At 67.5% G+C, this 23,537-nt stretch carries 20 protein-coding genes and 1 pseudogene; 15 read left to right on the top strand and 6 right to left on the bottom strand.

The genetic code is table 11. The features are described from left to right. Positions 1-80: 80 nt before the first annotated feature. Complete coding sequence (locus tag LT948_RS27170; protein ID WP_003101284.1) at positions 81-1,271, bottom strand: sugar transporter; 1,191 nt, start codon at positions 1,269-1,271, stop codon at positions 81-83. 153 nt (positions 1,272-1,424) lie between these two features. Next, complete coding sequence (locus LT948_RS27165) at positions 1,425-1,934, bottom strand: GNAT family N-acetyltransferase (RefSeq protein WP_003118200.1); 510 nt, start codon at positions 1,932-1,934, stop codon at positions 1,425-1,427. A gap of 419 nt (positions 1,935-2,353) precedes the next feature. Here LT948_RS27165 and ppnN point away from each other — a divergent pair, with 419 nt between their 5' ends. The 4 genes from ppnN (at position 2,354) to LT948_RS27145 (ending at position 7,305) form a co-directional block, all read left to right on the top strand. Further along, positions 2,354-3,739, top strand: a complete 1,386-nt coding sequence (gene ppnN / locus LT948_RS27160; RefSeq protein ID WP_003093432.1) for a nucleotide 5'-monophosphate nucleosidase PpnN — start codon at positions 2,354-2,356, stop codon at positions 3,737-3,739. Between the two features lie 117 nt (positions 3,740-3,856). After that, the gene (locus LT948_RS27155) at positions 3,857-4,444 is read left to right on the top strand and encodes a biliverdin-producing heme oxygenase (protein WP_003132314.1); all 588 of its coding nucleotides are present in this window, start codon (positions 3,857-3,859) and stop codon (positions 4,442-4,444) included. A gap of 27 nt (positions 4,445-4,471) precedes the next feature. Continuing rightward, the gene (gene bphP / locus LT948_RS27150; protein ID WP_003093437.1) at positions 4,472-6,658 is read left to right on the top strand and encodes a bacteriophytochrome BphP; all 2,187 of its coding nucleotides are present in this window, start codon (positions 4,472-4,474) and stop codon (positions 6,656-6,658) included. A gap of 77 nt (positions 6,659-6,735) precedes the next feature. After that, on the top strand, positions 6,736-7,305 hold the full coding sequence (locus LT948_RS27145) for a hypothetical protein (protein WP_003093439.1): 570 nt from the start codon (positions 6,736-6,738) through the stop codon (positions 7,303-7,305). 123 nt (positions 7,306-7,428) lie between these two features. Here LT948_RS27145 and LT948_RS27140 read toward each other — a convergent pair whose 3' ends face one another. Then, positions 7,429-8,235 carry an APH(3')-II family aminoglycoside O-phosphotransferase gene (locus LT948_RS27140; protein WP_010793441.1) on the bottom strand — a complete coding sequence of 269 codons (807 nt, stop codon included), beginning with the start codon at positions 8,233-8,235 and terminating at the stop codon, positions 7,429-7,431. Positions 8,236-8,286: 51 nt separating this feature from the next. Then, positions 8,287-9,198 carry a 4-hydroxyphenylacetate catabolism regulatory protein HpaA gene (hpaA, locus tag LT948_RS27135; RefSeq protein WP_003093443.1) on the bottom strand — a complete coding sequence of 304 codons (912 nt, stop codon included), beginning with the start codon at positions 9,196-9,198 and terminating at the stop codon, positions 8,287-8,289. Positions 9,199-9,417: 219 nt separating this feature from the next. Between hpaA and LT948_RS27130 the strand changes: the two genes are divergently transcribed. The 8 genes from LT948_RS27130 to hpaI all read left to right on the top strand — a co-directional run bounded on the left by LT948_RS27130 (position 9,418) and on the right by hpaI (position 16,819). Next, positions 9,418-10,077: a fumarylacetoacetate hydrolase family protein gene (locus LT948_RS27130; protein WP_015502340.1), complete on the top strand. Its 660-nt coding sequence runs from the start codon at positions 9,418-9,420 to the stop codon at positions 10,075-10,077. A 10-nt stretch (positions 10,078-10,087) separates the two neighbouring features. Further along, positions 10,088-10,867, top strand: a complete 780-nt coding sequence (locus LT948_RS27125) for a fumarylacetoacetate hydrolase family protein (RefSeq protein WP_003110132.1) — start codon at positions 10,088-10,090, stop codon at positions 10,865-10,867. Then, complete coding sequence (hpaE, locus tag LT948_RS27120; RefSeq protein WP_003110130.1) at positions 10,864-12,324, top strand: 5-carboxymethyl-2-hydroxymuconate semialdehyde dehydrogenase; 1,461 nt, start codon at positions 10,864-10,866, stop codon at positions 12,322-12,324. Before LT948_RS27125 ends, hpaE begins: the two co-directional genes overlap by 4 nt. A 131-nt stretch (positions 12,325-12,455) precedes the next feature. Then, on the top strand, positions 12,456-13,379 hold the full coding sequence (hpaD, locus tag LT948_RS27115; RefSeq protein ID WP_003093449.1) for a 3,4-dihydroxyphenylacetate 2,3-dioxygenase: 924 nt from the start codon (positions 12,456-12,458) through the stop codon (positions 13,377-13,379). 10 nt (positions 13,380-13,389) lie between these two features. Continuing rightward, positions 13,390-13,782 (top strand): 5-carboxymethyl-2-hydroxymuconate Delta-isomerase, encoded by a 393-nt coding sequence (locus tag LT948_RS27110; protein WP_003093450.1) that lies wholly within the window; start codon positions 13,390-13,392, stop codon positions 13,780-13,782. 92 nt (positions 13,783-13,874) lie between these two features. Further along, positions 13,875-15,179 carry an MFS transporter gene (locus LT948_RS27105; protein ID WP_003132293.1) on the top strand — a complete coding sequence of 435 codons (1,305 nt, stop codon included), beginning with the start codon at positions 13,875-13,877 and terminating at the stop codon, positions 15,177-15,179. 17 nt (positions 15,180-15,196) lie between these two features. Continuing rightward, positions 15,197-16,000, top strand: coding sequence for a 2-oxo-hept-4-ene-1,7-dioate hydratase (hpaH, locus tag LT948_RS27100; protein WP_009313325.1), 804 nt, complete (start codon positions 15,197-15,199; stop codon positions 15,998-16,000). A gap of 12 nt (positions 16,001-16,012) precedes the next feature. Then, positions 16,013-16,819 carry a 4-hydroxy-2-oxoheptanedioate aldolase gene (gene hpaI / locus LT948_RS27095; protein WP_033995422.1) on the top strand — a complete coding sequence of 269 codons (807 nt, stop codon included), beginning with the start codon at positions 16,013-16,015 and terminating at the stop codon, positions 16,817-16,819. Positions 16,820-16,900: 81 nt separating this feature from the next. Here the strand turns inward: hpaI and LT948_RS27090 are convergent, their stop codons facing one another. Together LT948_RS27090 and LT948_RS27085 are read right to left on the bottom strand one after the other, a co-directional pair. Continuing rightward, positions 16,901-17,389, bottom strand: a complete 489-nt coding sequence (locus LT948_RS27090) for a DUF934 domain-containing protein (RefSeq protein ID WP_003093457.1) — start codon at positions 17,387-17,389, stop codon at positions 16,901-16,903. After that, positions 17,386-19,141, bottom strand: a pseudogene (locus tag LT948_RS27085) (nitrite/sulfite reductase). Before LT948_RS27085 ends, LT948_RS27090 begins: the two are co-directional and overlap by 4 nt. Before the next feature lie 105 nt (positions 19,142-19,246). Between LT948_RS27085 and ccoG the strand changes: the two are divergent. The 3 genes from ccoG to LT948_RS27070 all read left to right on the top strand — a co-directional run. Continuing rightward, on the top strand, positions 19,247-20,968 hold the full coding sequence (gene ccoG, locus LT948_RS27080; protein ID WP_003132287.1) for a cytochrome c oxidase accessory protein CcoG: 1,722 nt from the start codon (positions 19,247-19,249) through the stop codon (positions 20,966-20,968). A 97-nt stretch (positions 20,969-21,065) separates the two neighbouring features. Beyond that, positions 21,066-22,481: a GntR family transcriptional regulator MpaR gene (mapR, locus tag LT948_RS27075; RefSeq protein WP_003101248.1), complete on the top strand. Its 1,416-nt coding sequence runs from the start codon at positions 21,066-21,068 to the stop codon at positions 22,479-22,481. 263 nt (positions 22,482-22,744) lie between these two features. Further along, positions 22,745-23,537: cbb3-type cytochrome c oxidase subunit I (locus LT948_RS27070; protein ID WP_049303129.1), on the top strand; the 793-nt coding region annotated here is incomplete at its 3' end.

Below are 23,537 nucleotides of genomic sequence, written 5' to 3'. Positions count from 1 at the left end.
CCCTGCGCCTTTTCGTCACAGAAGACTAGATCAAGCGGGCGGATTCCTCCGCCGAATCATCCGGGCCAGTGAATGAGCACTCACAACGACGTGGTTTTCAGCGCCTCCGCGTAGCGCAGTGCGGCGAACAGGGCGAGCAGCAGGCCGGCCAGCGCCAGCGCGGCGCCGACGTTGCCGATCGAGGCCAGGCCCATGCGTTCGCTGACCACGCTGCCGAGCAGCGCGCCGGCGCCGATGCCGACGTTGTACAGGCCGGAGAACAGCGCCATGGCCACGTCGGTGGCGTCCGAGGCGAGGCGCAGGACGCGGGACTGCTGGGCCAGGCCGAAGCACATGATCGACATGCCCCAGAGCAGGCTGAGCGCCATCAGCCAGGTCGGCTGCGCGGACAGCGGCAACAGCAGCGCCAGGCTGCTGCCCAAGGCGAGGATCGCGGCCAGCAGGAAGCCTCGCGGGAAAGCCTCGCTGTAGCGGCTGAAGAGGATCGAACCGAAGATCCCGGCGCCGCCGAACAACAGCAACAGCAGGGTGGTCGCCTCGCCGCTCATCTGCGCCACCTGCTTGGCGAAGGGCTCGATGTAGCTGTAGGCGGTGAACTGGGCGCTGATCACCACCACGGTCAGCACGTACAGGCAAACCAGCGCCGGGCGTCGGAACAGCATCGGCAGGCTGCGCAGGGAACCGGAGTTCTGGCTTGGCAGCAGCGGCAGGGAGCGCGCCAGGTAGAGCAAGGTCAGCACCGAGAGTCCGGCGATGGCCATGAAGGTGGTACGCCAGCCCAGGGCCTCGCCGACCACCCGCCCCAGCGGGATGCCCAGGACCATCGCCAGGGTGGTGCCGGTGGCCAGCAGCCCTAGCGCCTTGGCCTGCTGTCCCGGCGGCGCCACGCGCACCGCCAGCGAAGCGGTGATGGCCCAGAACACCGCGTGGGCGAAGGCAATGCCGATCCGGCTGAGCATCAGCACCTGGAAGCTCCAGGCCAGCCCGGACAGCACGTGGCTGGCGATGAACAGCAGGAATACCCCGACCAGCAGCTTGCGCCGCTCGATATTGCGGGTCAGCAGCATCATCGGCAACGAGGCCAGCGACACCACCCAGGCATAGATGGTCAACATCAGGCCGACCTGCGAGGTGGGCATCTCGAAGCTGTGGCCGATGTCGCTGAGCAGGCCGACCGGGACGAACTCCGTGGTGTTGAAGATGAAGGCGGCCAGGGCCAGGGCGATCACGCTCAGCCAGCTGCCGCTGCGGGTTTCGGAGGTGCTGTCCATGGGGCGTTCGGTTCCGGAGCAGGGGGCGGACGGGCAGGTCCCGCGACCCTCGCCACGCACGACGGAAAACGCCCCGGACGCAAGGGTCCGGGGCGGCGATGTGCGTTGGATGGTCGTTATAGGTATTGGAGGGAACTGCCGAATCCCGCGATTCTACGCCGGGACGCCGTGCGCTGCACGCCCGCCCGGCGCTCCGGCGACCGTCCCGGAGCGATGGGACGGCTCCGGCAGCATCAGGCAGGCCATCGTCTCGCCCCAGGGCGCGAGGCCCTGTTCGACGAAGCCGGCGTCCCGATAAAGCTGGCGGGCCACGTCGTTGTCAACGGCGTAGGCGACCATCAGGCGATCGCTGCGCCGCCTCGTCCGGCGCACGCTGGCGATGATCCGTTGCAGGGCGGCGCGGCCATGCCCCTTGCCCTGGTAGCGGCGGTCGATCATCAGGCGGTAGAGCCAGTAGTGGCCGTCGTCGGCGTCGGGGCCGTAGAGGGCGAAGCCGACCATGCGCCCGCCGTGGTGGATGCCGACCGCGCGGAACCCCGGCAGGAAGCGGCTCTGGGCCAGCGAATAGAGGTTGGAAGCGACGAAGTGCGCCTGGTGGCGGGCGACCTTCAGGTCAATGCAGGTTTCCCAGTCGTCGCGGGTGATGGTTCTGAGTTCGATCATGGATGACAGGCTCTTGGAAAAAGGAGGAAAGAAAGTCGCTAGGTACGCTGCTGGACTGTTCATACGACATGCTTCGTTCCTCCCTTCGACTGGCCGAGCATCCGGCGGAAACGCAACGATATCAGGAGAAGAGTCGATTATCCCAGCCGATGCCGGATTTTTTCGCCCATGGCTAGTGGCAGGATTTCCCTGGTGCCAGGCCGGCGACAGATAAATTCGAGATTTTCCTTGTCAGATCAGTCAGGTTCTCGCTATTACATTTAACCAAGACCCTGGAGCCAAGCCCCAGCGCACGGTTGCCTCGTCGCCCCACTCCGACGGCTGATCGCCCTCTCCCCCGGCACGCAACCTGCCCGGCTCTCCCTTATCCGGATGCGGCGGTTCTTCTACGCCGCCGCGTCCCCTGCATGGAATCGCACATGTCTCATCGCCCTGTGATCAACGCCTCGGTCAGTCCGAAAGGCACGCTGGAAACCCTCTCCCAACGCGAAGTGCAACAACTGAGCGAAACCGCCAACGGCAAGACCTACCAACTGTTCCGCCAGTGCGCCCTGGCGATCCTCAATACCGGCGCCCACAGCGACAACGCCAAGACCATCCTCGACGCCTACAAGGACTTCGAGGTGCGTATCCACCAGCAGGACCGAGGCGTGCGCCTGGAGCTGATCAACGCGCCGGCCGACGCCTTCGTCGATGGCGAGATGATCGCCAGCACCCGCGAGATGCTGTTCAGCGCCCTGCGCGACATCGTCTACACCCAGAGCGGGCTGGACAGCCAGCACGTCGACCTGGACAGCTCCCAGGGCCTCACCGACTACGTCTTCCAGCTGCTGCGCAACGCCCGTACGCTGCGCCCCGGCGTCGAGCCGAAGATCGTCGTGTGCTGGGGCGGCCACTCGATCAGCAGCGAGGAATACAAGTACACCAAGAGGGTCGGCCACGAACTCGGCCTGCGCAGCCTGGATGTCTGCACCGGCTGCGGACCGGGGGTGATGAAGGGGCCGATGAAGGGCGCCACCATCAGCCACGCCAAGCAGCGCATCGTCGGCGGCCGCTACCTGGGCCTGACCGAGCCGGGGATCATCGCCGCCGAGGCGCCGAACCCGATCGTCAACGAACTGGTGATCCTGCCGGACATCGAGAAGCGCCTGGAAGCCTTCGTCCGCGTCGGCCACGGGGTCATCATCTTCCCCGGCGGCGCCGGGACCGCGGAGGAGTTCCTCTACCTGCTGGGCATCCTCATGCACCCGGACAACCAGGACCTGCCCTTCCCGGTCATCCTCACCGGTCCCCGCAGCGCCGAAGCCTACCTGCAGCAGCTCCATGAATTCGTCGGGGCGACCCTCGGCCATGCGGCGCAGCGCCACTACCGGATCGTCATCGACGACCCGGCCGAGGTGGCCAAGCAGATGGCCCAGGGCCTGAAGGAAGTGAAGCAGTTCCGCCGCGAGCGCAACGACGCCTTCCACTTCAACTGGATGCTGAAGATCGATGAAAGCTTCCAGCGCCCGTTCGAGCCGACCCACGAGAACATGGCCAGCCTCCAGCTCAGCCGCAGCCTGCCGCCCCACGAACTGGCGGCCAACCTGCGCCGCGCGTTTTCCGGGATCGTCGCCGGCAACGTCAAGGACAACGGCATCCGCATGATCGAGCAATACGGGCCCTACGAGATCCACGGCGACCCGGCGGTGATGCTGCCGCTGGACCGCCTGCTGCAGGCCTTCGTCAAGCAGCACCGGATGAAGCTGCCCGGCGGCGCGGCCTACGTCCCCTGCTACCGGGTGGTGCAGACCGAGGCGGCCTGAGCGCGCCCGCTCCGGCATCCCTGCGCCACGCGCGGGGATGCCCATTTATTCCGAGCCGGGCGTACGGCTTCCTGCTACTCTTTTCCGTTCATGCCTCGAATCGCTGGCCCTGACCTCATGTCCCCATCTCCATCGCCAGCCCTCGCCGCACTCCGCGACGCCACCCGTGACCTGCACGCAGAACTGGACCGCCGTTCGCCGTTGGGCGACGACGATCTCGACGACCGCGCCTACCTCGACCATGCCGGACGCATCCTTGGCTGGCTGGAGCCTCTGGAGCGCGCGCTGCGCGACAACCGCAGCGGCTGGCCGGCGGCGCTGCGGGCCGACGCGCGGCTGGTCAAGAGCGCCTGGCTGGAAAGCGACCTGCTGGCCGGCGGCATGAGCCGCGCGCAGGTGGAGGCGCTACCGCGCTGCGCCGACCTGCCGAATGCGACACGGGCCGCGGAGGTCTTCGGGGTGGCCTACGTGATGGAAGGCGCGACGCTGGGCGGCGCGTATCTCTACAAACGACTAGCTCCACGCCTGCCCGGTCTGCCGCTACAGTGGTTGCGGGGCTACGGCCAGGCAACCGGGGTGCGCTGGCAGGAGTTTCTCGAACAGCTCGCCCGGCAGATCGACAGCCCCGAAGCCATCGGCCTTGCGCAGGATGCGGCACAGGCTACATTCCTTTCGTTTCGTCGATGGGTTCTCGACGAAGCCTGACTGCCTGGAGACCAGGCTGGACGATAGATGACGAGCATCACCCCGGTTACCCTGGCGAACTGCGAGGACGAACCCATCCACGTGCCTGGCGCGATCCAGCCGCACGGGGCGCTGATCGCCCTGCGCGCGGACGGCATGGTCCTCGCGGCAAGCGAGAACATCCAGGCGCTACTGGGTTTCGTCGCCTCGCCGGGTTCCTACCTGACGCAGGAGCAGGTGGGGCCGGAGGTCCTGCGCATGCTCGAAGAGGGACTGACCGGCAACGGCCCATGGTCGAACAGCGTCGAGACGCGGATCGGCGAACACCTGTTCGACGTGATCGGCCACAGCTACAAGGAAGTGTTCTACCTGGAGTTCGAGATCCGCACCGCGGACACGCTGTCGATCACCTCCTTCACCCTCAACGCCCAGCGCATCATCGCCCAGGTCCAGTTGCACAACGACACCGCCAGCCTGCTCAGCAACGTCACCGACGAACTGCGCCGGATGACCGGCTACGACCGGGTGATGGCCTACCGTTTCCGTCATGACGACTCCGGCGAGGTGGTCGCCGAGAGCCGTCGCGAAGACCTCGAAAGCTACCTGGGGCAACGCTACCCGGCCTCGGACATCCCGGCCCAGGCGCGTCGCCTGTACATCCAGAACCCGATCAGGCTGATCGCCGACGTGGCCTATACGCCGATGCGCGTGTTTCCCGCGCTGAACCCGGAGACCAACGAATCGTTCGATCTCAGCTACAGCGTGCTGCGCAGCGTTTCGCCGATCCACTGCGAATACCTGACCAACATGGGCGTGCGCGCCTCGATGAGCATATCCATCGTGGTCGGCGGCAAGCTCTGGGGACTGTTCTCCTGCCATCACATGTCGCCCAAACTGATTCCCTACCCGGTGCGCATGTCGTTCCAGATCTTCTCCCAGGTCTGCAGCGCCATCGTCGAGCGCCTGGAGCAGGGGCGTATCGCCGAACTGCTGCGCGTGTCCACCGAGCGCAGGCTGGCCCTGGCTCGCCGCGCGCGGGACGCCGACGACCTGTTCGGCGCACTGGCCCACCCGGACGATGGCATCGCCGCACTGATTCCCTGCGACGGCGCCCTGGTCATGCTCGGCGGCCGCACCCTGAGCATCCGCGGCGACTTCGAGCGCCAGGCCGGGAATGTCCTGCAACGCCTGCAGCGCGACCCGGAACGGGACATCTACCACACCGACAACTGGCCGCAGCCCAGCGAGGACTCTCCGGACGGCGGCGACTGCTGCGGTGTGCTGGCGATCCGTTTCCACCGCCAGGAATCGGGCTGGATCTTCTGGTTCCGCCACGAGGAAGTGCACCGCATCCGCTGGGGCGGCAAGCCGGAAAAGCTGTTGACCATCGGCCCCTCCGGCCCGCGGCTGACCCCGCGCGGCTCGTTCGAGGCCTGGGAGGAAGTGGTCCGCGGCCACTCCACGCCCTGGAGCGAAACCGACCTGGCGATCGCCGAAAAGCTGCGCCTGGACCTGATGGAACTGTGCCTCAACCATGCGGCCGAGGTCGACCGCATGCGCCAGCGCCTGATCGCGGTGCTCGGCCACGACCTGCGCAACCCGTTGCAGTCGATCTCCATGGCGGCGGCCCTGCTGTCCTCCAGCGACACCCGCACCACCGAACTGCGCCAACACATTTCCGCGTCCAGCAGCCGCATGGAACGGCTGGTCAGCCAGATCCTCGATATGAGCCGCCTGCAATCGGGCATCGGCCTCACCGTGAACCCGGTCGACACCGACGTCTCGCAACTGGTGCAGCAGATCGTCTGCGAAACCGACGTCGCCTATCCCGGCCTGGTGATCGAGATCGCCATCGACCCGCAGGTTCGTGCCGTGGTCGACCCGGACCGCTACGCCCAGGTCGCCGCCAACCTGCTGAGCAACGCCCGTCATCACGGCCTGCCCGGCCGGCCGGTGCTGGTCACCCTGACCCGCCAGGGCGACGAGGTGTGCCTGAGCGTGCTCAACGAAACCAGCGGCCTCTCCGAAGCGCAGCTGGCCAACCTGTTCGAACCGTTCAAGCGCGAGTCGGCGGACAACCAGCGCAACCGCAACGGCCTCGGTATCGGCCTGTACATCTCCCAGGCCATCGCCCAGGCCCACCAGGGACGTATCGACGTGGACTGCCGCGACGACGTCATCACCTTCTGCCTGCGCCTGCCGGTGCGCCAGGCGGAGACCGGCTCCTCGTCCTGACGACGAGGACCGTGCACAATGCAACGCTTGCAGGTATCTTCGGCAGCCATCGCCGTCTGACAGGATCGCCCCGTTCCATGCCCCGCCTCCGCCTCCGGACCGTCCTCGCCTGCCTCGCCGTGTTCTGCGCGACTCCCGCACTGGCCAGGGTCGAAGTGCATTCGCTGCAACACAAGAGCATGGGGCGGGTGCTGACGGTCCGCGTCTCGGAGGAGATCGCGCCGGGCGACTACGAAACGCTGCTCAAGGGTTTGCGCAACAATCCGGGAACCTACTCGCGCAAGCTGCTCCTGCTGAACAGCATCGGCGGCAGCGTGCCGGAGGCGATCCGCATGGGCCGCCTGCTGCGCGAATCCGGCTTCGACGCGCTGGTGCCGTCGAGCAGCGTCTGCCAGGGCACCTGCGTCTACCTGCTGGCGGCCGGCAAGCGCAAGACCGTACGCGGCTACGTCGGCCTGCACCGTCCCTACTACGCCCACGGCGACTCGCTGCACTCGCGCTCGGCCAACGGCATGCGCTACGACTCCGCCGCCTACTTCCGCGAAATGGATATCCCCAGCACCTTGGTACAGGCCATGCAAAGCACCGATCCCAAACGGATGCGCGTGCTTTCGGCGAAGGAACTGGCGCAGTACCGGCTGAACTGAACCGGCGACTCCGCGGAACGAGCGAGGGCGCGCGGTGGCGTTGGCGATAGTGGCCGATGCCGTTGTACCTCGTTTTCGTGCAACGGCAGGCCGAATTCAGTCCGGACCCGAACCGGCCCTACTCTAGAAGAACTCGTCCAATAGCCTGAAGTACGCCAGCCGTTCGCCGTCGATATCGCCGCCGTATTCGACGAGGAAGGCCTCGGCCCAGGCCGCGCCGAGTTCGGCCTCGATGTCCCGCGCGGCCAGGGCCAGGTCCTGGTGCCGGTCGGCGACGCCGAGCCGCCCGCAATCGATGAAGCCGCTGAAGCGCCGCCCCTCCGCCAGCAGATTTGGCAGGCAGGCGTCGCCATGGGCGACCACCAGGTCTTCGACCGCCGGACGCCGGTCGAGGAGCAGGCGGTACAGCTCCGTGGCGCTGCGACCGCGATGGTCGTCATCGAAGTCCGCCTCGTCCACCAGCCCGGCCTCGACCCGCTGGCGCACGGTGTCCAGGCGCCGTTCCAGGCGATGGTCGAAGGGACAGGCGGCCGGATCGAGATCGTGCAGCCGGCGCAGGGCGGCGGCCACCAGGCGCACCAAGCGCTCGGGCTCCAGCTCGCCGCGCTGCGCCAGCGCGGACAGCGTGTCCCCCGGCACGGCGCTCATCAGCAGCCATTGCCGGCCGTCGCTCTGGGTTTCGTTCAGCACCTGCGGGCAGTCGATGCCGGCACCGTGCAGCCAGCGCAGGCGGGCGATTTCGGCGGGCAGCTCGGCATGTACGGACAGCACTTCCTGCTTGACGAACAGGGTCGGCCGCCGCGCAGCCTCCAGGCGGTGGACCGTGGCCGCGGAACATCCTTCGCCCTGCCCTCGCCAGCGGTAGCCGGCAAGGTAGTCGGCCCAGGTTGAGGGAGCCTGCGGCGGCATGGAGGTGGCTGCATCATGCATGGAGAAACGCTTCCTGTTCGAGTGGGAGCGCGAGTATACCCGCCCACCCGCTCAGCGACGGGACTCCCCGTCGGCCTGTCGCTGGCGGTAAGCGCTGGGGGTAAGCCCCGCGTAACGCACGAAGAAACGACTGAAGTAGGCCGGGTCCTTGAAGCCGAGCTGGTAGCAGATCTCGTTCACCGAGCCGCCGGTGAACAGCAGCAGGCGCTTGGACTCCTGCATAAGCCGTTCGTACACCAGGCGCTTCGACGGCAGGTCGGCGATGCGCCGGCAGACGTCGTTGAGGCGCGCCTCGGTGACGCCGATCCGGCTGGCGTAGAGCGACAGCGGCCAGTGCTCGGCATAGCGCTCCTCGATCAGCGCGTTGAAGCGCTGGAAGATCTGCAGGTCTTCGTGGCGCATCGGCCGCGCAGCCACCGAATTGGCCGAGAGACGCAGCAGGCTGATCATGACCAGCCGGGTCAGCGCCAGCAGCGTCTGCTGGCGGCCGGGACGGCTGGCCATCGACTCGCTGCGCAACTGCTCGAAGAGCAGCGCCAGGCGCGCCGCCTCCTCGGCCGCGCCGCCCTCCAGGTTGCCCAGCGCCACACAGGCCGGCGCCACCTGCGGGCCGGGCGCCAGGCCCGGCTCGGCCTCGGTGAGGCTCCACACCAGTTGCTGGCGCACGGTCAGCACATGGCCATCGGCGTCCGCCTCGGTGACGAAGGCGTGCGGCACGGTCGGCGGGGTGAGGAAGAACATCGGCCCCGACTCCAGGTACTGGCGCTCGTCGAGATAGACCCGCACCGCGCCGTTCTTCACGTAGTGCACCTGGAAGAAACGGTCGTGCCGGTGCGCCGGCATGTTACGGCCGAAGAATCCGGCCAGGTTGCCCAGCGCATCGTAGTGCACCTCGGCGTCGGCATAGCGCTGGTCGTAGACCTGCCCAATGTTGATGTTGGGGATCGGCTGGCGCTCTGGCATGGCGATCTTCTCTTTGTTGTTCTTCCCGGCTGCGCACGCAAGCCGTCGCGGGCATCCGTATACCGCAGACGGCGCCTCTTGCCACCTCCCCGGGACGAATGGCGCAGCAGCCGGGGTTGACGATCATTAACATGTTAAATATAACGTTAACACATTAACGAGTTTTCGCCAGGACGGCCCCCTCGCCGTTCGCTTATCGCGCCAGGAGACACCACCACAATGAGCCGCGCACTGAATGACGTCGCCGCCGGCACCCTGTTCGGCGTCGCGCTGAACTACAAGGGCCTGCTCGACAGCCGCCTGCCGGAGTTCCAGCAGCCGCCCTACCAGAAGCCGCCGGTGAAGCCGGTGTTGTTCATCAAGACACCGAATACCCGCAACGAGCACGACGCCCCGGTGCTCTTCCCGCGCGGCGTCGAGCGCCTGCAACCGGGCCCGGCGCTGGGCGTGGTGATCGCTCGCGACGCCAGCCGGGTGAAGGAGGAAGAGGCCATGGCGCATGTCGCCGGCTACGTGATCGTCAACGAGTTCAGCCTGCCGGAAGACAGCTACTACCGTCCGGCGGTGAAAGCCAAGTGCCGCGACGGCTTCTGCCCGTTCGGTCCGCAACTGGTGCCGGCGCAAGAGATCGCCGATCCCCATGCGCTGGAGCTGAAGCTGTACATCAACGGCGAACTGCGCCAACGCAACGACACCGCCAACCTGGTGCGCGACATCCCGCGGCTGATCGCCGAGATCAGCGAGTTCATGACCCTGCACGCCGGCGACGTGCTGATCACCGGCACCCCGGAAGGGCGCGTCGACGTGCATCCCGGCGACCGCGTCGAGGTCGAGATCGACGGCCTCGGCCGCCTCGCCAACAGCATCGTCGCGGAATGAGGAACCGACCATGAAACACGCACGCATCCGCTACCAGGGCCGGGTTCACCAGGTCACCGTGGAAGACGCCAACGCCGTCCGCCTGGCCGACGGCACCCTGCTCGCCGAGGACCGGGTGGAGTGGCTGCCGCCGGCCACCGGGAGCATGTTCGCCCTCGGCCTGAACTACGCCGACCATGCCGCCGAACTGTCGTTCAAGGCGCCCAGCGAACCGCTAGCGTTCATCAAGTCGCCGGGCACCTACACCGGCCACCGCCAGGTCAGTTGGCGTCCGGACAACGTCGACTACATGCACTACGAGTGCGAACTGGTAGCGGTGATCGGCAAGCCGGCGCGCAACGTCCGCCGCGAGGACGCCCTCGGCTACCTGGCCGGCTACACGGTGTGCAACGACTACGCGATCCGCGACTACCTGGAGAACTACTACCGGCCCAACCTGCGGGTGAAGAACCGCGACGCCACCACCCCGGTGGGGCCGTGGATCGTCGACGCGGCCGAGGTTCCCGAGCCGAACCGGCTGACCCTGCGCACCTGGGTCAACGGCGAGCTGCGCCAGGAAGGCAGCACCGCGGACATGATCTTCGACATCCCCTACCTGATCGAATACTTCTCCAGCTTCATGACCCTGCAGCCGGGCGACATGATCGCCACCGGCACCCCGGAAGGCCTGTCCGACGTGGTCCCCGGCGACGAAGTGGTGGTGGAGGTGGAAGGCGTCGGTCGCCTGGTCAACCGAATCGTCAGCGAGGCCGAATTCTTCCGCGCCCGCGCACAGGAGCACGCAGAATGATCAAACACTGGATCAATGGCCGCGAGGTCGAAAGCAAGGACGTCTTCGAGAACTACAACCCGGCCACCGGCGAGCTGATCGGCGAGGTCGCCAGCGGCGGCGCGGCGGAAATCGACGCGGCGGTGGCGGCGGCCCGGGAAGCCTTCCCGAAATGGGCCAATACCCCGGCCAAGGAGCGCGCGCGCCTGATGCGCCGGCTCGGCGAGCTGATCGACCGGAACGTGCCGCACCTGGCGGAACTTGAGACCCTCGACACCGGCCTGCCGATCCACCAGACGAAGAACGTGCTGATCCCGCGCGCCTCGCACAACTTCGAGTTCTTCGCCGAAGTCTGCACGCGGATGAACGGGCACAGCTATCCGGTCGACGACCAGATGCTCAACTACACCCTGTACCAGCCGGTGGGCGTCTGTGGCCTGGTCTCGCCGTGGAACGTACCGTTCATGACCGCCACCTGGAAGACCGCGCCGTGCCTGGCGCTGGGCAACACGGCGGTGCTGAAGATGTCCGAGCTGTCGCCGCTGACCGCCAACGAGCTGGGCCGCCTGGTGCACGAGGCGGGCATTCCGCCGGGGGTGTTCAACGTGGTCCAGGGCTACGGCGCCAGCGCCGGTGACGCGCTGGTCCGCCACCGCGACGTGCGCGCGGTGTCCTTCACCGGCGGCACCGCCACGGGGCGACGAATCATGGAGGCGGCCGGGATCAAGAAGTACTCGATGGAACTGGGCGGCAAGTCGCCGGTGCTGGTCTTCGAAGACGCCGACCTCGAGCGGGCGCTGGACGCCGCGCTGTTCACCATCTTCTCGCTGAACGGCGAGCGCTGCACCGCCGGCAGTCGCATCTTCGTCCAGGAAAGCGTCTACCCGCAGTTCGTCGCCGAGTTCGCCGCGCGCGCCAGGCGCCTGATCGTCGGCGATCCGCAGGACCCGAAGACCCAGGTCGGCTCGATGATCACCCAGGCCCACTACGACAAGGTCACCGGCTACATCCGCATCGGCCTCGAGGAAGGCGCCACCCTGGTGGCCGGCGGCCTGGAGCGTCCGGCCGGCCTGCCGGCGCACCTGAGCAAGGGGCAGTTCATCCAGCCCACGGTGTTCGCCGACGTGGACAACCGCATGCGCATCGCCCAGGAGGAGATCTTCGGCCCGGTGGTCTGCCTGATCCCGTTCAAGGACGAAGCCGAGGCGCTGCGCCTGGCCAACGACGTGGAATACGGCCTGGCCTCCTACATCTGGACCCAGGACATCGGCAAGGCCCATCGCCTGGCACGCGGCATCGAGGCCGGGATGGTCTTCATCAACAGCCAGAACGTGCGCGACCTGCGCCAGCCGTTCGGCGGGGTGAAGGCCTCGGGCACCGGACGCGAAGGCGGGGAATACAGCTTCGAGGTATTCGCCGAGATCAAGAACGTGTGTATATCCATGGGCAGCCATCACATCCCCCGCTGGGGCGTGTAGGGCGCGCTCGTGCAGAGCGGCCGCCCGAGGCCGCCAGCAGCGCCGGCGTGCAGACACAATCAGAAGAATCCGGGCGAGCCGCCAGCGGCCGCGCCCGCTGCCAGGCCCAACGGGCCACCAGGAGAATCGTCATGGGCAAAGTCGCTCTGGCTGCCAAGATCACCCACGTACCCTCGCTGTACCTGTCCGAGCTGCCCGGCCCGCGCCACGGCTGCCGCCAGCCGGCGATCGACGGGCACCGCGAGATCGGCCGGCGCTGCCGCGAACTGGGGGTCGACACCATCGTGGTGTTCGACACCCACTGGCTGGTCAACGCCGGCTACCACATCAACTGCGCGCCGCACTTCGAGGGGCTCTACACCAGCAACGAGCTGCCGCACTTCATCGCCAACATGGAGTACGGCTTCCCCGGCAACCCGGAGCTGGGCCGCATCCTCGCCGAAGGCTGCAACGCGCTCGGCGTGGAGACCCTGGCCCACGACGCCACTACCCTCGGCCCGGAGTACGGCACCCTGGTACCGATGCGCTACATGAACCAGGACCGCCACTTCAAGGTGGTCTCGGTCTCCGCCCTGTGCACCGTGCATTACCTGAACGACAGCGCGCGCCTGGGCTGGGCCATGCGCAAGGCGGTGGAAGAGCACTACGACGGCACGGTGGCGTTCCTCGCCAGCGGCTCGCTGTCCCACCGCTTCGCCCAGAACGGCCAGGCGCCGGACTTCTCCGACCGCATCTGGAGCCCGTTCCTCGAGGTCCTCGACCATGAAGTCGTGCAGATGTGGCAGGAAGGCCGCTGGGCGGAATTCTGCGGGATGCTCCCGGAGTACGCCTCCAAGGGCCATGGCGAAGGCTTCATGCACGACACCGCGATGCTCCTCGGCGCCCTCGGCTGGTCGGCCTACGACGGCAAGGCGGAGGTGGTGACGCCCTACTTCGGCTCTTCCGGCACCGGGCAGATCAACGCGGTATTCCCGGTCACCGCCCAGGACGGCTCGGCGATCCCCGCCGCCCAAGCCGGCAACCCGGCCGGCGCCAGTTGCGCCAGCCGCCTCTGAGGACGCCACCATGCCGCACTTCATCGCCGAATACACCGACAACATCGAAGCCGAAGCCGACCTGCCCGGCCTGTTCGAGAAGGTCCACGCCTGCCTTGGCGCCAGCGGCGTTTTCCCGCTCGGCGGCATCCGCAGCCGCGGCGTGCGCCTGGACACCTGGCGCATGGCCGACGGCAAGCACGACTACGCCTTCGTCCACATGACCCTGAAAGTCGGCGCCGGTCGCGACCTGGAGACTCGCCGGCAAGTCGCCGAGGCACTTTTCGAGGTGATCACCGCGCACTTCGCCGAGCTCCAGGCGCGACGCCTGCTGGCGCTGTCCTTCGAACTCACCGAACTGGACGCGGAGCTGAACTACAAGCGCAACAACGTGCATGAATTCCTGAACAACCCGGCGGACTGACCGGCCCGCCATAACGCTGCACTCACCCAGCTCGCCTCCCGGCCACCGACAGGTCGCCGGGACGTCCGGGCGCTCACAAAAAGTACAAGATCATGAGCACAGCCAGCACCCTGAACAGCACCACCCTGCCTCTCAGCGACAGCACCCACGACCGCGTCACCTGGCGGCTGATGCCGCTGCTGCTGGTGTGCTACGTCTTCGCCCATCTGGACCGCATCAACATCGGTTTCGCCAAATTGCAGATGAGCGCCGACCTGCACTTCAGCGACACCGTCTACGGTCTCGGCGCCGGGCTATTCTTCATCGCCTATGCGCTGTTCGGCCTGCCCAGCAACCTGATGCTGGAACGGATCGGCCCGCGCCGCTGGATCGCCTGCCTGATGCTGGTCTGGGGCTGTCTCTCCACCGCCATGCTGCTGGTGGAGACCGCGCGCGGCTTCTACCTGCTGCGCTTTCTCCTGGGGGTCGCCGAGGCCGGCTTCTTCCCCGGTATCCTGGTCTACCTGAACCGTTGGTTCCCGGCGCGCCGACGCGGGCAGATCACCGCCCTGTTCGCCATCGCCGTGCCCATGGCCGGGGTGATCGGCGGACCGCTTTCGGGCTGGATCCTAGAAGGCTTCCATGACGCCCTCGGACTGCGCGGCTGGCAGTGGATGTTCCTGATCGAAGGCCTGCCGGTTGTGTTGCTCGGCGTGGTGGTCTGGTGCTCGCTGCCGGAAAGCTTCGAACGGGTGACGTGGCTCAGCGACGAACAGAAGCACCTGCTGCGCGAGGAACTGGCCGGCGAGGAGCAGCGCAAGACCATCACCTCCTTCTCCGGCATCTTCAGCAATCCGCAGGTGTGGCTGCTGGTGGCGATCTATTTCGCGGTGATGCTGGCGGTGAACACCATCGCGTTCTGGATGCCGAGCCTGATCCACGGCGCCGGCATCGCCCAGGACAGCCGCATCGGCATGCTCAGCGCGGTGCCCTATCTCGCCGGCTGCGCCTTCATGATCTTCATCGGCCGTTCCTCCGACCGCCTGCGCGAGCGCCGCTGGCACCTCGGCATTCCGTTGCTGATGGCCGCCGCCGGGCTCAGCCTGGCGGCCCTGGCGCCGACCAGCGCCTGGCTGGTGATGGGCGGCCTGGTGATCGCCGGGATGGGCGCCAGCGCCGCCCTGCCGATGTTCTGGCAACTGCCGCCGGCCTTCCTTTCCAGCACCACCCTGGCCGCCGGAATCGCCCTGATCAGTTCCTTCGGCAGCATCGCCGCCTTCCTCGCGCCCTACCTGATCGGCTGGATGCGCGACACCACCCAGAGCGCCAGCCTGGCCCTGTACCTGCTGGCCATCCTCATCGCCCTCGGCGCCGGCCTGGTCCTGCGGACCCCCGCCGCCGTGGTCAACCCACGCTGAACCGAGAGACCCCGACCATGCTCGATCCCCGTCTGATCCAGGAAGCCGCCAACCGCCTCGACGCCGCCGAACGCTCGCGCCAGCAGGTAAGGCAGTTCTCCCTCGACTACCCGGACATCGCCATCGAGGACGCCTACGCCATCCAGCGCGCCTGGGTCGAGCGCAAGATCGCCGACGGGCGCGTGCTCAAGGGCCACAAGATCGGCCTGACCTCGCGCGCCATGCAGGTCTCGTCGAACATCAGCGAACCGGACTACGGCTCGCTGCTCGACGACATGTTCTTCGAGGAGGGCAGCGACATCCCCTTCCAGCGCTTCATCGTGCCGCGGGTCGAGGTGGAGCTGGCGTTCATCCTCGGCAAGCCGCTGAAGGGACCGGGCTGCACCCTGTTCGACGTGCTCGAGGCCACCGAGTGGGTGATCCCGGCACTGGAGATCATCGATGCGCGCATCCAGCAGGTCGACCCGCAAACGAAAGTCACGCGCAAGGTCTTCGACACCATCTCCGACAACGCCGCCAACGCCGGCGTGGTGATGGGCGGCCGGGCCGTGCGGCCAGGCGATATCGACCTGCGGCGGGTACCGGCGATCCTCTACCGCAATGGCGTGATCGAGGAGTCTGGCGTCTCCGCCGCGGTGCTCAACCACCCGGCCAAGGGCGTCGCCTGGCTGGCCAACAAGCTGGCGCCCTACGGCGTCTGCCTGGAGGCCGGCCAGGTGATCCTCGGCGGCTCCTTCACCCGCCCGGTGGCGGCCGCGCCGGGGGACACCTTCCACGTCGACTACGACCTGCTCGGCAGCATCTCCTGCCGTTTCGTCTGAGGAGGCATTTCCATGGACCTGCCCGTCAATCGCTTCAAGCAACGCCTGCGCAGCGGCGAGGCGCAGATCGGCCTGTGGCTCGGCCTGGCCGATCCCTACTGCGCGGAGCTGGCCGCCAACGCCGGCTTCGACTGGCTGCTGCTGGACGGCGAGCACGCGCCCAACGACCTGCGCAGCCTGCTCGGCCAGTTGCAGGCGCTGGCGCCCTACCCCGGCCAGCCGGTGATCCGCCCGGTGCAGGGCGACACTGCGCTGATCAAGCAATTGCTCGACATCGGCGCGCAGACCCTGCTGGTACCGATGGTCGACAGCGCCGCCCAGGCCGAAGGGCTGGTGCGCGCCGTGCGCTATCCGCCGGCGGGCGTACGCGGGGTCGGCAGTGCGCTGGCCCGGGCCTCGCGCTGGAACAGCGTGGCGGAGTACCTGAACCACGCCGACGAGCAGATGTGCCTGCTGGTCCAGGTGGAAAACCTGGAGGGCCTGGCCAACCTCGACGCGATCGCCGCTGTCGAGGGTGTCGACGGCGTGTTCATCGGTCCGGCCGATCTCAGCGCAGCCATGGGCCATCGCGGCAATCCCGGCCATCCCGAGGTGCAGGCGGCCATCGAGGACGCCATCCGCCGCATCCGCGCGGCCGGCAAGGCCGCCGGCATCCTCTCCGCCGACGAGGCGCTGGCGCGGCGCTACCTGGAGCTGGGCTGCGCGTTCATCGCGGTGGGCGTGGACACCAGCCTGCTGATGCGTTCGCTGCGCGAGCTGGCGGGGCGCTTCAAGGGCGGCGCGCCGGCGCCGTCCGCCAGTTCCTCGATCTACGGCTGAGGGGCGCGCCTCGCTCCCGCTGCGGGAGAGGGGCCAGGTCGGCGTTGCGGCAGGTATCGGCGTCGGTCCGGGGGCGTATGCCTAGCGTCGGCGGAACAACGGTCGCGGCTCGATCGCCGAGCGTCCGTAGAGCACGCTCAAACCCGCCAGCCCCTTGAGCGCGTCCTCGACGTTCTTGTCCTCGCGCACCGCGAAGGCATCGAAGCCGCACTGGCGCATATGGCTGAGCTGGTCGCGCAACACGTCGCCCACTGCGCGCAACTCGCCGCTCCAGCCCAGGCGCACGCGCAGCAGGTAGGCCAGGCTGTAGCCACGACCGTCGCGGAAGCTGGGGAAGTCGACGGCAATCAGCGGCAGCTCGGCGAAGTGCGGCAGCAAGGCTTCCACCTCATCGTCCGGCGCCAGCCAGGGCGCGGCGGCTCCGGCCTCGCCGCGGCGCTCCAGCCAGGCCGCCAGAGGCAGCAGCAACGGCCCCGGCGGCAGCGCGTCGGGCAACTCGCGCAGGAGTTGCCAGGGATCGTCGCGGCAGACCTCGGCGACGCCATCGCGCAAACGGATCAGGTTGTTCATGCCGGTTCCTCCATCCTGGCGTAGACCCGGGCCTTGAACGGCTCCAGGCCGACCCGGTTGAAGGTGTCAATGAAACGTTCCGGGCCGACCCGCAGGTCGGTGAAGGTTTCGACGATCCGCTCGATCACCGCCGGCACCTCGGCAGCGCTGAACGATGGCCCGATCACCTTGCCCAGCGCGCTGTCCTTGCCCTGGGCGCCGCCGAGGGTGACCTGGTACCACTCGCTGCCGTTCTTGTCGACGCCGAGGATGCCGATGTTGCCGATGTGGTGGTGGCCGCAGGCGTTCATGCAGCCGGAGATGTTCAGGCTCAGCTCGCCGATGTCGTGCAGGTGGTCGAGGTCCTCGAAGCGCTGCTGGATGCCCTGGGCGATGGGGATCGACTTGGCGTTGGCCAGCGCGCAGTAGTCGCCGCCGGGACAAGCGATGATGTCGCTGAGCAGGCCCTGGTTAGGCGTGCCGAGGCCGGCTGCGCAGGCCTCGCGCCACAGCGCGTGGAGGTTCTCCAGGCGCACGTCGGGGAGCACCAGGTTCTGTTCGTGGGCCACGCGGATCTCGCCGAAACCGTAGCGCTCGGCCCAGTCGGCGACGCGTTCCATCTGCTCCGCGGTGACGTCGCCCGGCGGCGCGCTGGCGCCGGGCTTGGTCGACAGCACCACCGAGGCGTAACCCGGCACCTTGTGCGCCTGGACGTTGCGCGAGGCCCAGCGGGCGAAGGCCGGATCGACCGCACGGGCGCTGCCGTAGGCCAGCTCGCCGCCGGCCGGCGGCAGGTAGCGCGGCAATACGAAGCGCTCGGCGACCCGCTGGCACTCCTCGGCAGTCAGTTGTGCCGGGCCGTCGCGCAGGTGCTGCCACTCTTCCTCCACCTCGCGGGCGAAAGCCTCGATGCCNCTCCTCGGCAGTCAGTTGTGCCGGGCCGTCGCGCAGGTGCTGCCACTCTTCCTCCACCTCGCGGGCGAAAGCCTCGATGCCCAGCGCCTTGACCAGGATCTTGATCCGCGCCTTGTACTTGTTGTCGCGCCGGCCGTAGCGGTTGTAGACCCGCAGGATCGCCTCGACGTAGGACAACAGGTGCTGCCAGGGCAGGTCGTCGCGGATCACCTGGCCGAGCATCGGCGTGCGTCCCAGGCCGCCGCCGACCAGGACCCGCAGGCGCAACTCGCCGGCGTCGGGGTGGCGGTAAAGGTACAGGCCGATGTCGTGCATCTGCACCGCGGCGCGGTCTTCCACCGCCGAACTGAGGGCGATCTTGAACTTGCGCGGGAGGAACAGGAACTCCGGGTTCACCGTCGACCACTGGCGCAGGATCTCGGCCAGCGGCCGGGGGTCGGTCCATTCGTCCGCGGCGACCCCGGCGAAGGCTTCGGTGGTGATGTTGCGCACGCAGTTGCCGGAGGTCTGGATCGCATGCATCTGCGCGCCGGCGAGGTGTTCGAGGATATCGCCGACCTGCTCCAGTTCGATCCAGTTGAACTGGATGTTCTGCCGCGTGGTGAAGTGCCCGTAGCCGCGGTCGTAGTGCCGGGCGACATGCGCCAGCGCGCGCAGTTGCGGCGACGAGAGGGTGCCGTAGGGAATCGCCACGCGCAGCATGTAGGCGTGCTTCTGCAGGTACAGGCCGTTCTGCAGGCGCAGCGGGAGGAACTCCTCCTCGCTCAGTTCGCCGTCGAGGCGGCGGGCGATCTGGTCGCGGAACTGCGCCACCCGCTCGCTCACCAGCGCCTGGTCGTATTCGTCGTACTGGTACATCGCAAAGCCCTCATCGACAGGGTTTCTCCACCGATGACGGGCAGGGTGGGTGGCGAAGAAACCGGGGACCGGCTGCGCCCCTGTTTCTGGCGACAGGATGGGCCGGTGTTCACTGGCACCCACTATCGCCCGCGTACAGACAGCGAAACAGCGGCAGATTCCGCCGAAAAAAACACATCAGATGGCCGACGACGGCGAATTCGCGCCGCCTGCGACCGGTTGCCACGGGGTGCATATCTGTACTGCCGGAGGACGCCCGGTAACCCGCGGCAATGCTGGGCCGCTGCTTTCCGGAGGCATCTGATATGGTTTTTCCCGCTCGATCTGCCGCTGTTTCGCCCATCAGCCGGTTCCTATAGTCGCAACCGCCTCTCCAGCCTGATGGGCCTACGAAAAATGAGCGAAAGAATTCCCGCTATCCAGGTCGAGCCCGCCGTACCGGCCGCTCCGTCGAAACAGCCGCCCGCGCCCGGCAAGCTGCCGTCGGCGGTGAACGGCCCGATCTACACCCGCAGCTTCACCGGTCTGTTCCGCAACTTCCGCCGCCTCGGCGGCGGCCTGCTGTTCCTGCTGTTCTTCGGCACCCTGTGGCTGAACTGGAACGGCCGCCAGGCGGTGCTCTGGGACCTGCCCGAGCGCAAGTTCTACATTTTCGGCGCGACCTTCTGGCCGCAGGACTTCATCCTGCTCTCGGCGCTGCTGATCATCGCCGCCTTCGGCCTGTTCTTCATCACCGTGTTCGCCGGCCGCGTCTGGTGCGGCTATACCTGCCCGCAGAGCGTATGGACCTGGGTGTTCATGTGGTGCGAGAAGGTCACCGAGGGCGACCGCAACGCGCGGATCAAGCTCGACCAGGGTCCGGCGAGCGCCGCCAAGCTCTTGCGCAAGACGGCCAAGCACGCGCTATGGCTGGGTGTGAGCCTGGTCACGGCGGTCACCTTCATCGGCTACTTCACTCCGGTGCGACCGCTGGTGGCCGACCTGTTCAGCTTCCAGCTGGACCTGGAAAGCCTGTTCTGGGTGCTGTTCTTCACCGCCGCCACCTATGTCAACGCCGGCTGGCTGCGCGAGCAGGTGTGCATCCACATGTGTCCCTACTCGCGCTTCCAGAGCGTGATGTTCGACAAGGACACCCTGATCGTGTCCTACGACGCCGCCCGCGGCGAGTCCCGCGGCGCCCGCAAGAAAGGCAGCGATCCGCGCGCCCAGGGGCTTGGCGACTGCATCGATTGCCAGCAGTGCGTGCAGGTCTGCCCCACCGGCATCGACATCCGCGACGGCCTGCAGATCGCCTGCATCGGCTGCGCCGCCTGCGTCGACGCCTGCGACTCGATCATGGACAAGATGGGCTATGAACGCGGCCTGGTGCGCTACACCTCGGAACGCGCCCTGGAAGGTGGCCAGACCCGTTTCCTGCGTCCACGCCTGGTCGGCTACGCGGCGGTGATGCTGGCGATGATCGGCGCCTTCGTCGTCGCCCTGGATGCCCGCCCGCTGGCCTCGCTGGACGTGACCCGCGACCGTGGGCTGTTCCGCGAGAACGCCGCCGGGCAGATCGAGAACATCTACACCCTCAAGGTCATCAACAAGACCCAGCAGCCGCAGCGCTATCGCCTGCAACTCGACGACGCACCGGAGTTCCGCCTGCAGGGCGAGCACACCCTGAGCCTGAAGCCCGGCGAGATCCTCGACTTCCCGGTGTCGGTGGCCTCTACCGCCGAACGCGCCAGGGCCGGCTCGCAACCGCTGGCGTTCAGCCTGCGCGGCATCGACGACCCGAGCCTGGCGGTCGGCAGCACCAGCACCTTCGTTTCGCCGGCGCGCTGAGGAGGCCGCGATGAGGCATGACAACACGGTCCCGGCGCGCATAGAGTGGGCGCCAGCGGCCGTGCCCACGGCCAGCCAGGACAGCGGCCAGGACAAGATGAAGCGCTACGAGAAATTCGCCGACGAGATTGCCGAGCTGATCCGCACCGGCGTCCTCGCCCCCGGGCAGAAGGTGCCCTCGGTACGGCACGCCAGCCGTACCTACGGGGTCAGCGCTTCCACCGTGTTCCAGGCCTACTACCTGCTGGAAAGCCGTGGGCTGATCATGGCCCGCGCACGCTCCGGCTACTTCGTCTGCCAGCACGTGCAGCGGCCGCTGCCGGAACCGGAGATCAGCCCGCGCCAGGCCGACGCCACCGAGGTCGACGTCAGCGAGCTGGTGTTCTCCGTACTCAGTTCGATCAAGGACCCGGACACCGTGCCCTTCGGCTCGGCGTTCCCCAGTCCGCAACTGTTTCCCCTGCCGCGCCTGGCGCGCTCGATGGCCCACGCGGTGCGCGACATGGACCCGCAGTCGGTGGTCGCCGACATGACGCCGGGCAACCATGGCCTGCGCCGGCAGATCGCCCTGCGCTACATGGTCGGCGGCCTGCTGCTGCCGGTGGAAGAACTGGTCATCAGCAACGGCGCGCTGGAGGCACTCAACCTCTGCCTGCAGGTGGTCACCCGTCCCGGCGACCTGGTGGCCATCGAGGCGCCGGCGTTCTACGCCACCCTGCAGGTGCTGGAACGGTTGAAGCTGAAGGCGGTGGAAATCCCCGTGCATCCGCGCGAAGGCATCGACCTGGAAGTGCTCGCCGACAGCCTGGAGCGCCTGCCGATCAAGGCCTGCTGGTTCATGAGCAACTTCCAGAACCCGATGGGCGCGAGCATGGACGACGAGAAGAAACGCGCCCTCGCCGAGCTGCTGGCGCGCCACCAGGTGCCGATGATCGAGGACGACGTGTACGCCGAACTGTACTTCGGCCAGCAGGCGCCGAAACCGGTCAAGGCCTACGACCAGGAAGGCCTGGTGATGCACTGCAGTTCCTTCTCCAAGAGCCTGGCGCCGGGCTACCGGGTCGGCTGGGTGGCCGGCGGACGCTACGCCGAGCAGATCGAGCGACTGAAGCTGATGACCAGCCTGTCGGCGTCGATCCCGGCCCAGGCGGCCATCGCCGACTATCTCCAGCACGGCGGCTACGACCGCCACCTGCGCAAGCTGCGCTACGCCCTGGAGACCCAGCAGAACGCCATGCTCGCGGCGGTGGCGCGTTACTTCCCCGAGCAGACCCGGGTCAGCCGTCCCAGCGGCGGCTACTTCCTCTGGCTGGAGTTGCCCGAGGCGGTCGACTCGCTGCGCCTGTTCCAACTGGCCCTGGCCCAGGGCATCAGCCTCGCCCCGGGGCCGATCTTCTCCGCCACCCGCCGCTTCGCCCATTGCGCCCGGCTCAACTACGGGCACCCGTGGAGCGCGCGGCAGGAGAAGGCGATGGAGACCCTCGGGCGGATCGCCCAGTCGCTGGCGGGATGACGCCCCGCAGACGGAAAGCCACTCCGGAGTAAGGCGGATAACCGCGCGCGGTCATCCGCCATGATCGGCTCGCGTCCCCCATCCCGGTATGCGCCGCTGCCCTGCGCGAACGCCTTCCCCTGCCCCATCTGATACCCAAATTCCATATCGACCTGAAGCTGTTTTACCCCCGCCTCAGCCCTTAGATTGCAGGCTCCGGCTGGCGCCCCGTCACCCCCCTCGACGGCGGTCGCCGGCTGTTCATTTCTTTCGGGACTGTACAGATGAACAAAGCAACGACGGAACCTGCCTACAACTACAAGGTGGTTCGCCAGTTCGCCATCATGACCGTGGTATGGGGCGTGATCGGCATGGGGTTGGGCGTACTGATCGCCTCGCAACTGGTCTGGCCCCAGATGAACTTCGACCTGCCCTGGACCAGCTTCGGCCGCCTGCGGCCGCTGCATACCAACCTGGTGATCTTCGCCTTCGGCGGCTGCGCGCTGTTCGCCACCAGCTACTACACGGTGCAGCGCACCTGCCAGGTACGCCTGTTCTCCGACACCCTGGCCGCCTTCACCTTCTGGGGCTGGCAGGCGGTGGCGGTGATCCTGCTGGTCAGCCTGCCGCTGGGCAACACCACCACCAAGGAATACGCCGAGATCGAGTTCACCGGCGCGATCTGGCTGGCGATCGTCTGGGTCGCCTACGCGGTGGTGTTCTTCGGCACCCTGATCAAGCGCAAGGTCAAGCACATCTATGTCGGCAACTGGTTCTTCGGCTCGTTCATCCTGACCACCGCGATGCTGCACATCGTCAACCACATGTCGCTGCCGGTGAGCTGGTTCAAGTCCTACTCGATGTACTCCGGCGCCACCGATGCCATGGTCCAGTGGTGGTACGGGCACAACGCCGTAGGCTTCTTCCTGACCACCGGCTTCCTCGGCATGATGTACTACTTCGTGCCCAAGCAGGCCGGGCGCCCGGTCTACTCCTACCGGCTGTCCATCGTCCACTTCTGGGCGCTGATCACCCTGTACATCTGGGCCGGCCCGCACCACCTGCACTACACCGCGC

The sequence above is a fragment of the Pseudomonas sp. CP-1 genome (genome assembly GCF_021213715.1).
GTDB classification, from domain to species: domain Bacteria; phylum Pseudomonadota; class Gammaproteobacteria; order Pseudomonadales; family Pseudomonadaceae; genus Pseudomonas; species Pseudomonas aeruginosa.
This window is presented reverse-complemented; position numbering and strand designations above follow the sequence as displayed.

Coding starts and splice junctions, on each gene's coding strand:
- LT948_RS27170 (WP_003101284.1), bottom strand. CDS start 1,271: ATGGACAGCACCTCCGAAACCCGCAGCGGCAGCTGGCTGAGCGTGATC.
- LT948_RS27165 (WP_003118200.1), bottom strand. CDS start 1,934: ATGATCGAACTCAGAACCATCACCCGCGACGACTGGGAAACCTGCATT.
- ppnN (WP_003093432.1), top strand. CDS start 2,354: ATGTCTCATCGCCCTGTGATCAACGCCTCGGTCAGTCCGAAAGGCACG.
- LT948_RS27155 (WP_003132314.1), top strand. CDS start 3,857: ATGTCCCCATCTCCATCGCCAGCCCTCGCCGCACTCCGCGACGCCACC.
- bphP (WP_003093437.1), top strand. CDS start 4,472: ATGACGAGCATCACCCCGGTTACCCTGGCGAACTGCGAGGACGAACCC.
- LT948_RS27145 (WP_003093439.1), top strand. CDS start 6,736: ATGCCCCGCCTCCGCCTCCGGACCGTCCTCGCCTGCCTCGCCGTGTTC.
- LT948_RS27140 (WP_010793441.1), bottom strand. CDS start 8,235: ATGCATGATGCAGCCACCTCCATGCCGCCGCAGGCTCCCTCAACCTGG.
- hpaA (WP_003093443.1), bottom strand. CDS start 9,198: ATGCCAGAGCGCCAGCCGATCCCCAACATCAACATTGGGCAGGTCTAC.
- LT948_RS27130 (WP_015502340.1), top strand. CDS start 9,418: ATGAGCCGCGCACTGAATGACGTCGCCGCCGGCACCCTGTTCGGCGTC.
- LT948_RS27125 (WP_003110132.1), top strand. CDS start 10,088: ATGAAACACGCACGCATCCGCTACCAGGGCCGGGTTCACCAGGTCACC.
- hpaE (WP_003110130.1), top strand. CDS start 10,864: ATGATCAAACACTGGATCAATGGCCGCGAGGTCGAAAGCAAGGACGTC.
- hpaD (WP_003093449.1), top strand. CDS start 12,456: ATGGGCAAAGTCGCTCTGGCTGCCAAGATCACCCACGTACCCTCGCTG.
- LT948_RS27110 (WP_003093450.1), top strand. CDS start 13,390: ATGCCGCACTTCATCGCCGAATACACCGACAACATCGAAGCCGAAGCC.
- LT948_RS27105 (WP_003132293.1), top strand. CDS start 13,875: ATGAGCACAGCCAGCACCCTGAACAGCACCACCCTGCCTCTCAGCGAC.
- hpaH (WP_009313325.1), top strand. CDS start 15,197: ATGCTCGATCCCCGTCTGATCCAGGAAGCCGCCAACCGCCTCGACGCC.
- hpaI (WP_033995422.1), top strand. CDS start 16,013: ATGGACCTGCCCGTCAATCGCTTCAAGCAACGCCTGCGCAGCGGCGAG.
- LT948_RS27090 (WP_003093457.1), bottom strand. CDS start 17,389: ATGAACAACCTGATCCGTTTGCGCGATGGCGTCGCCGAGGTCTGCCGC.
- mapR (WP_003101248.1), top strand. CDS start 21,066: ATGAAGCGCTACGAGAAATTCGCCGACGAGATTGCCGAGCTGATCCGC.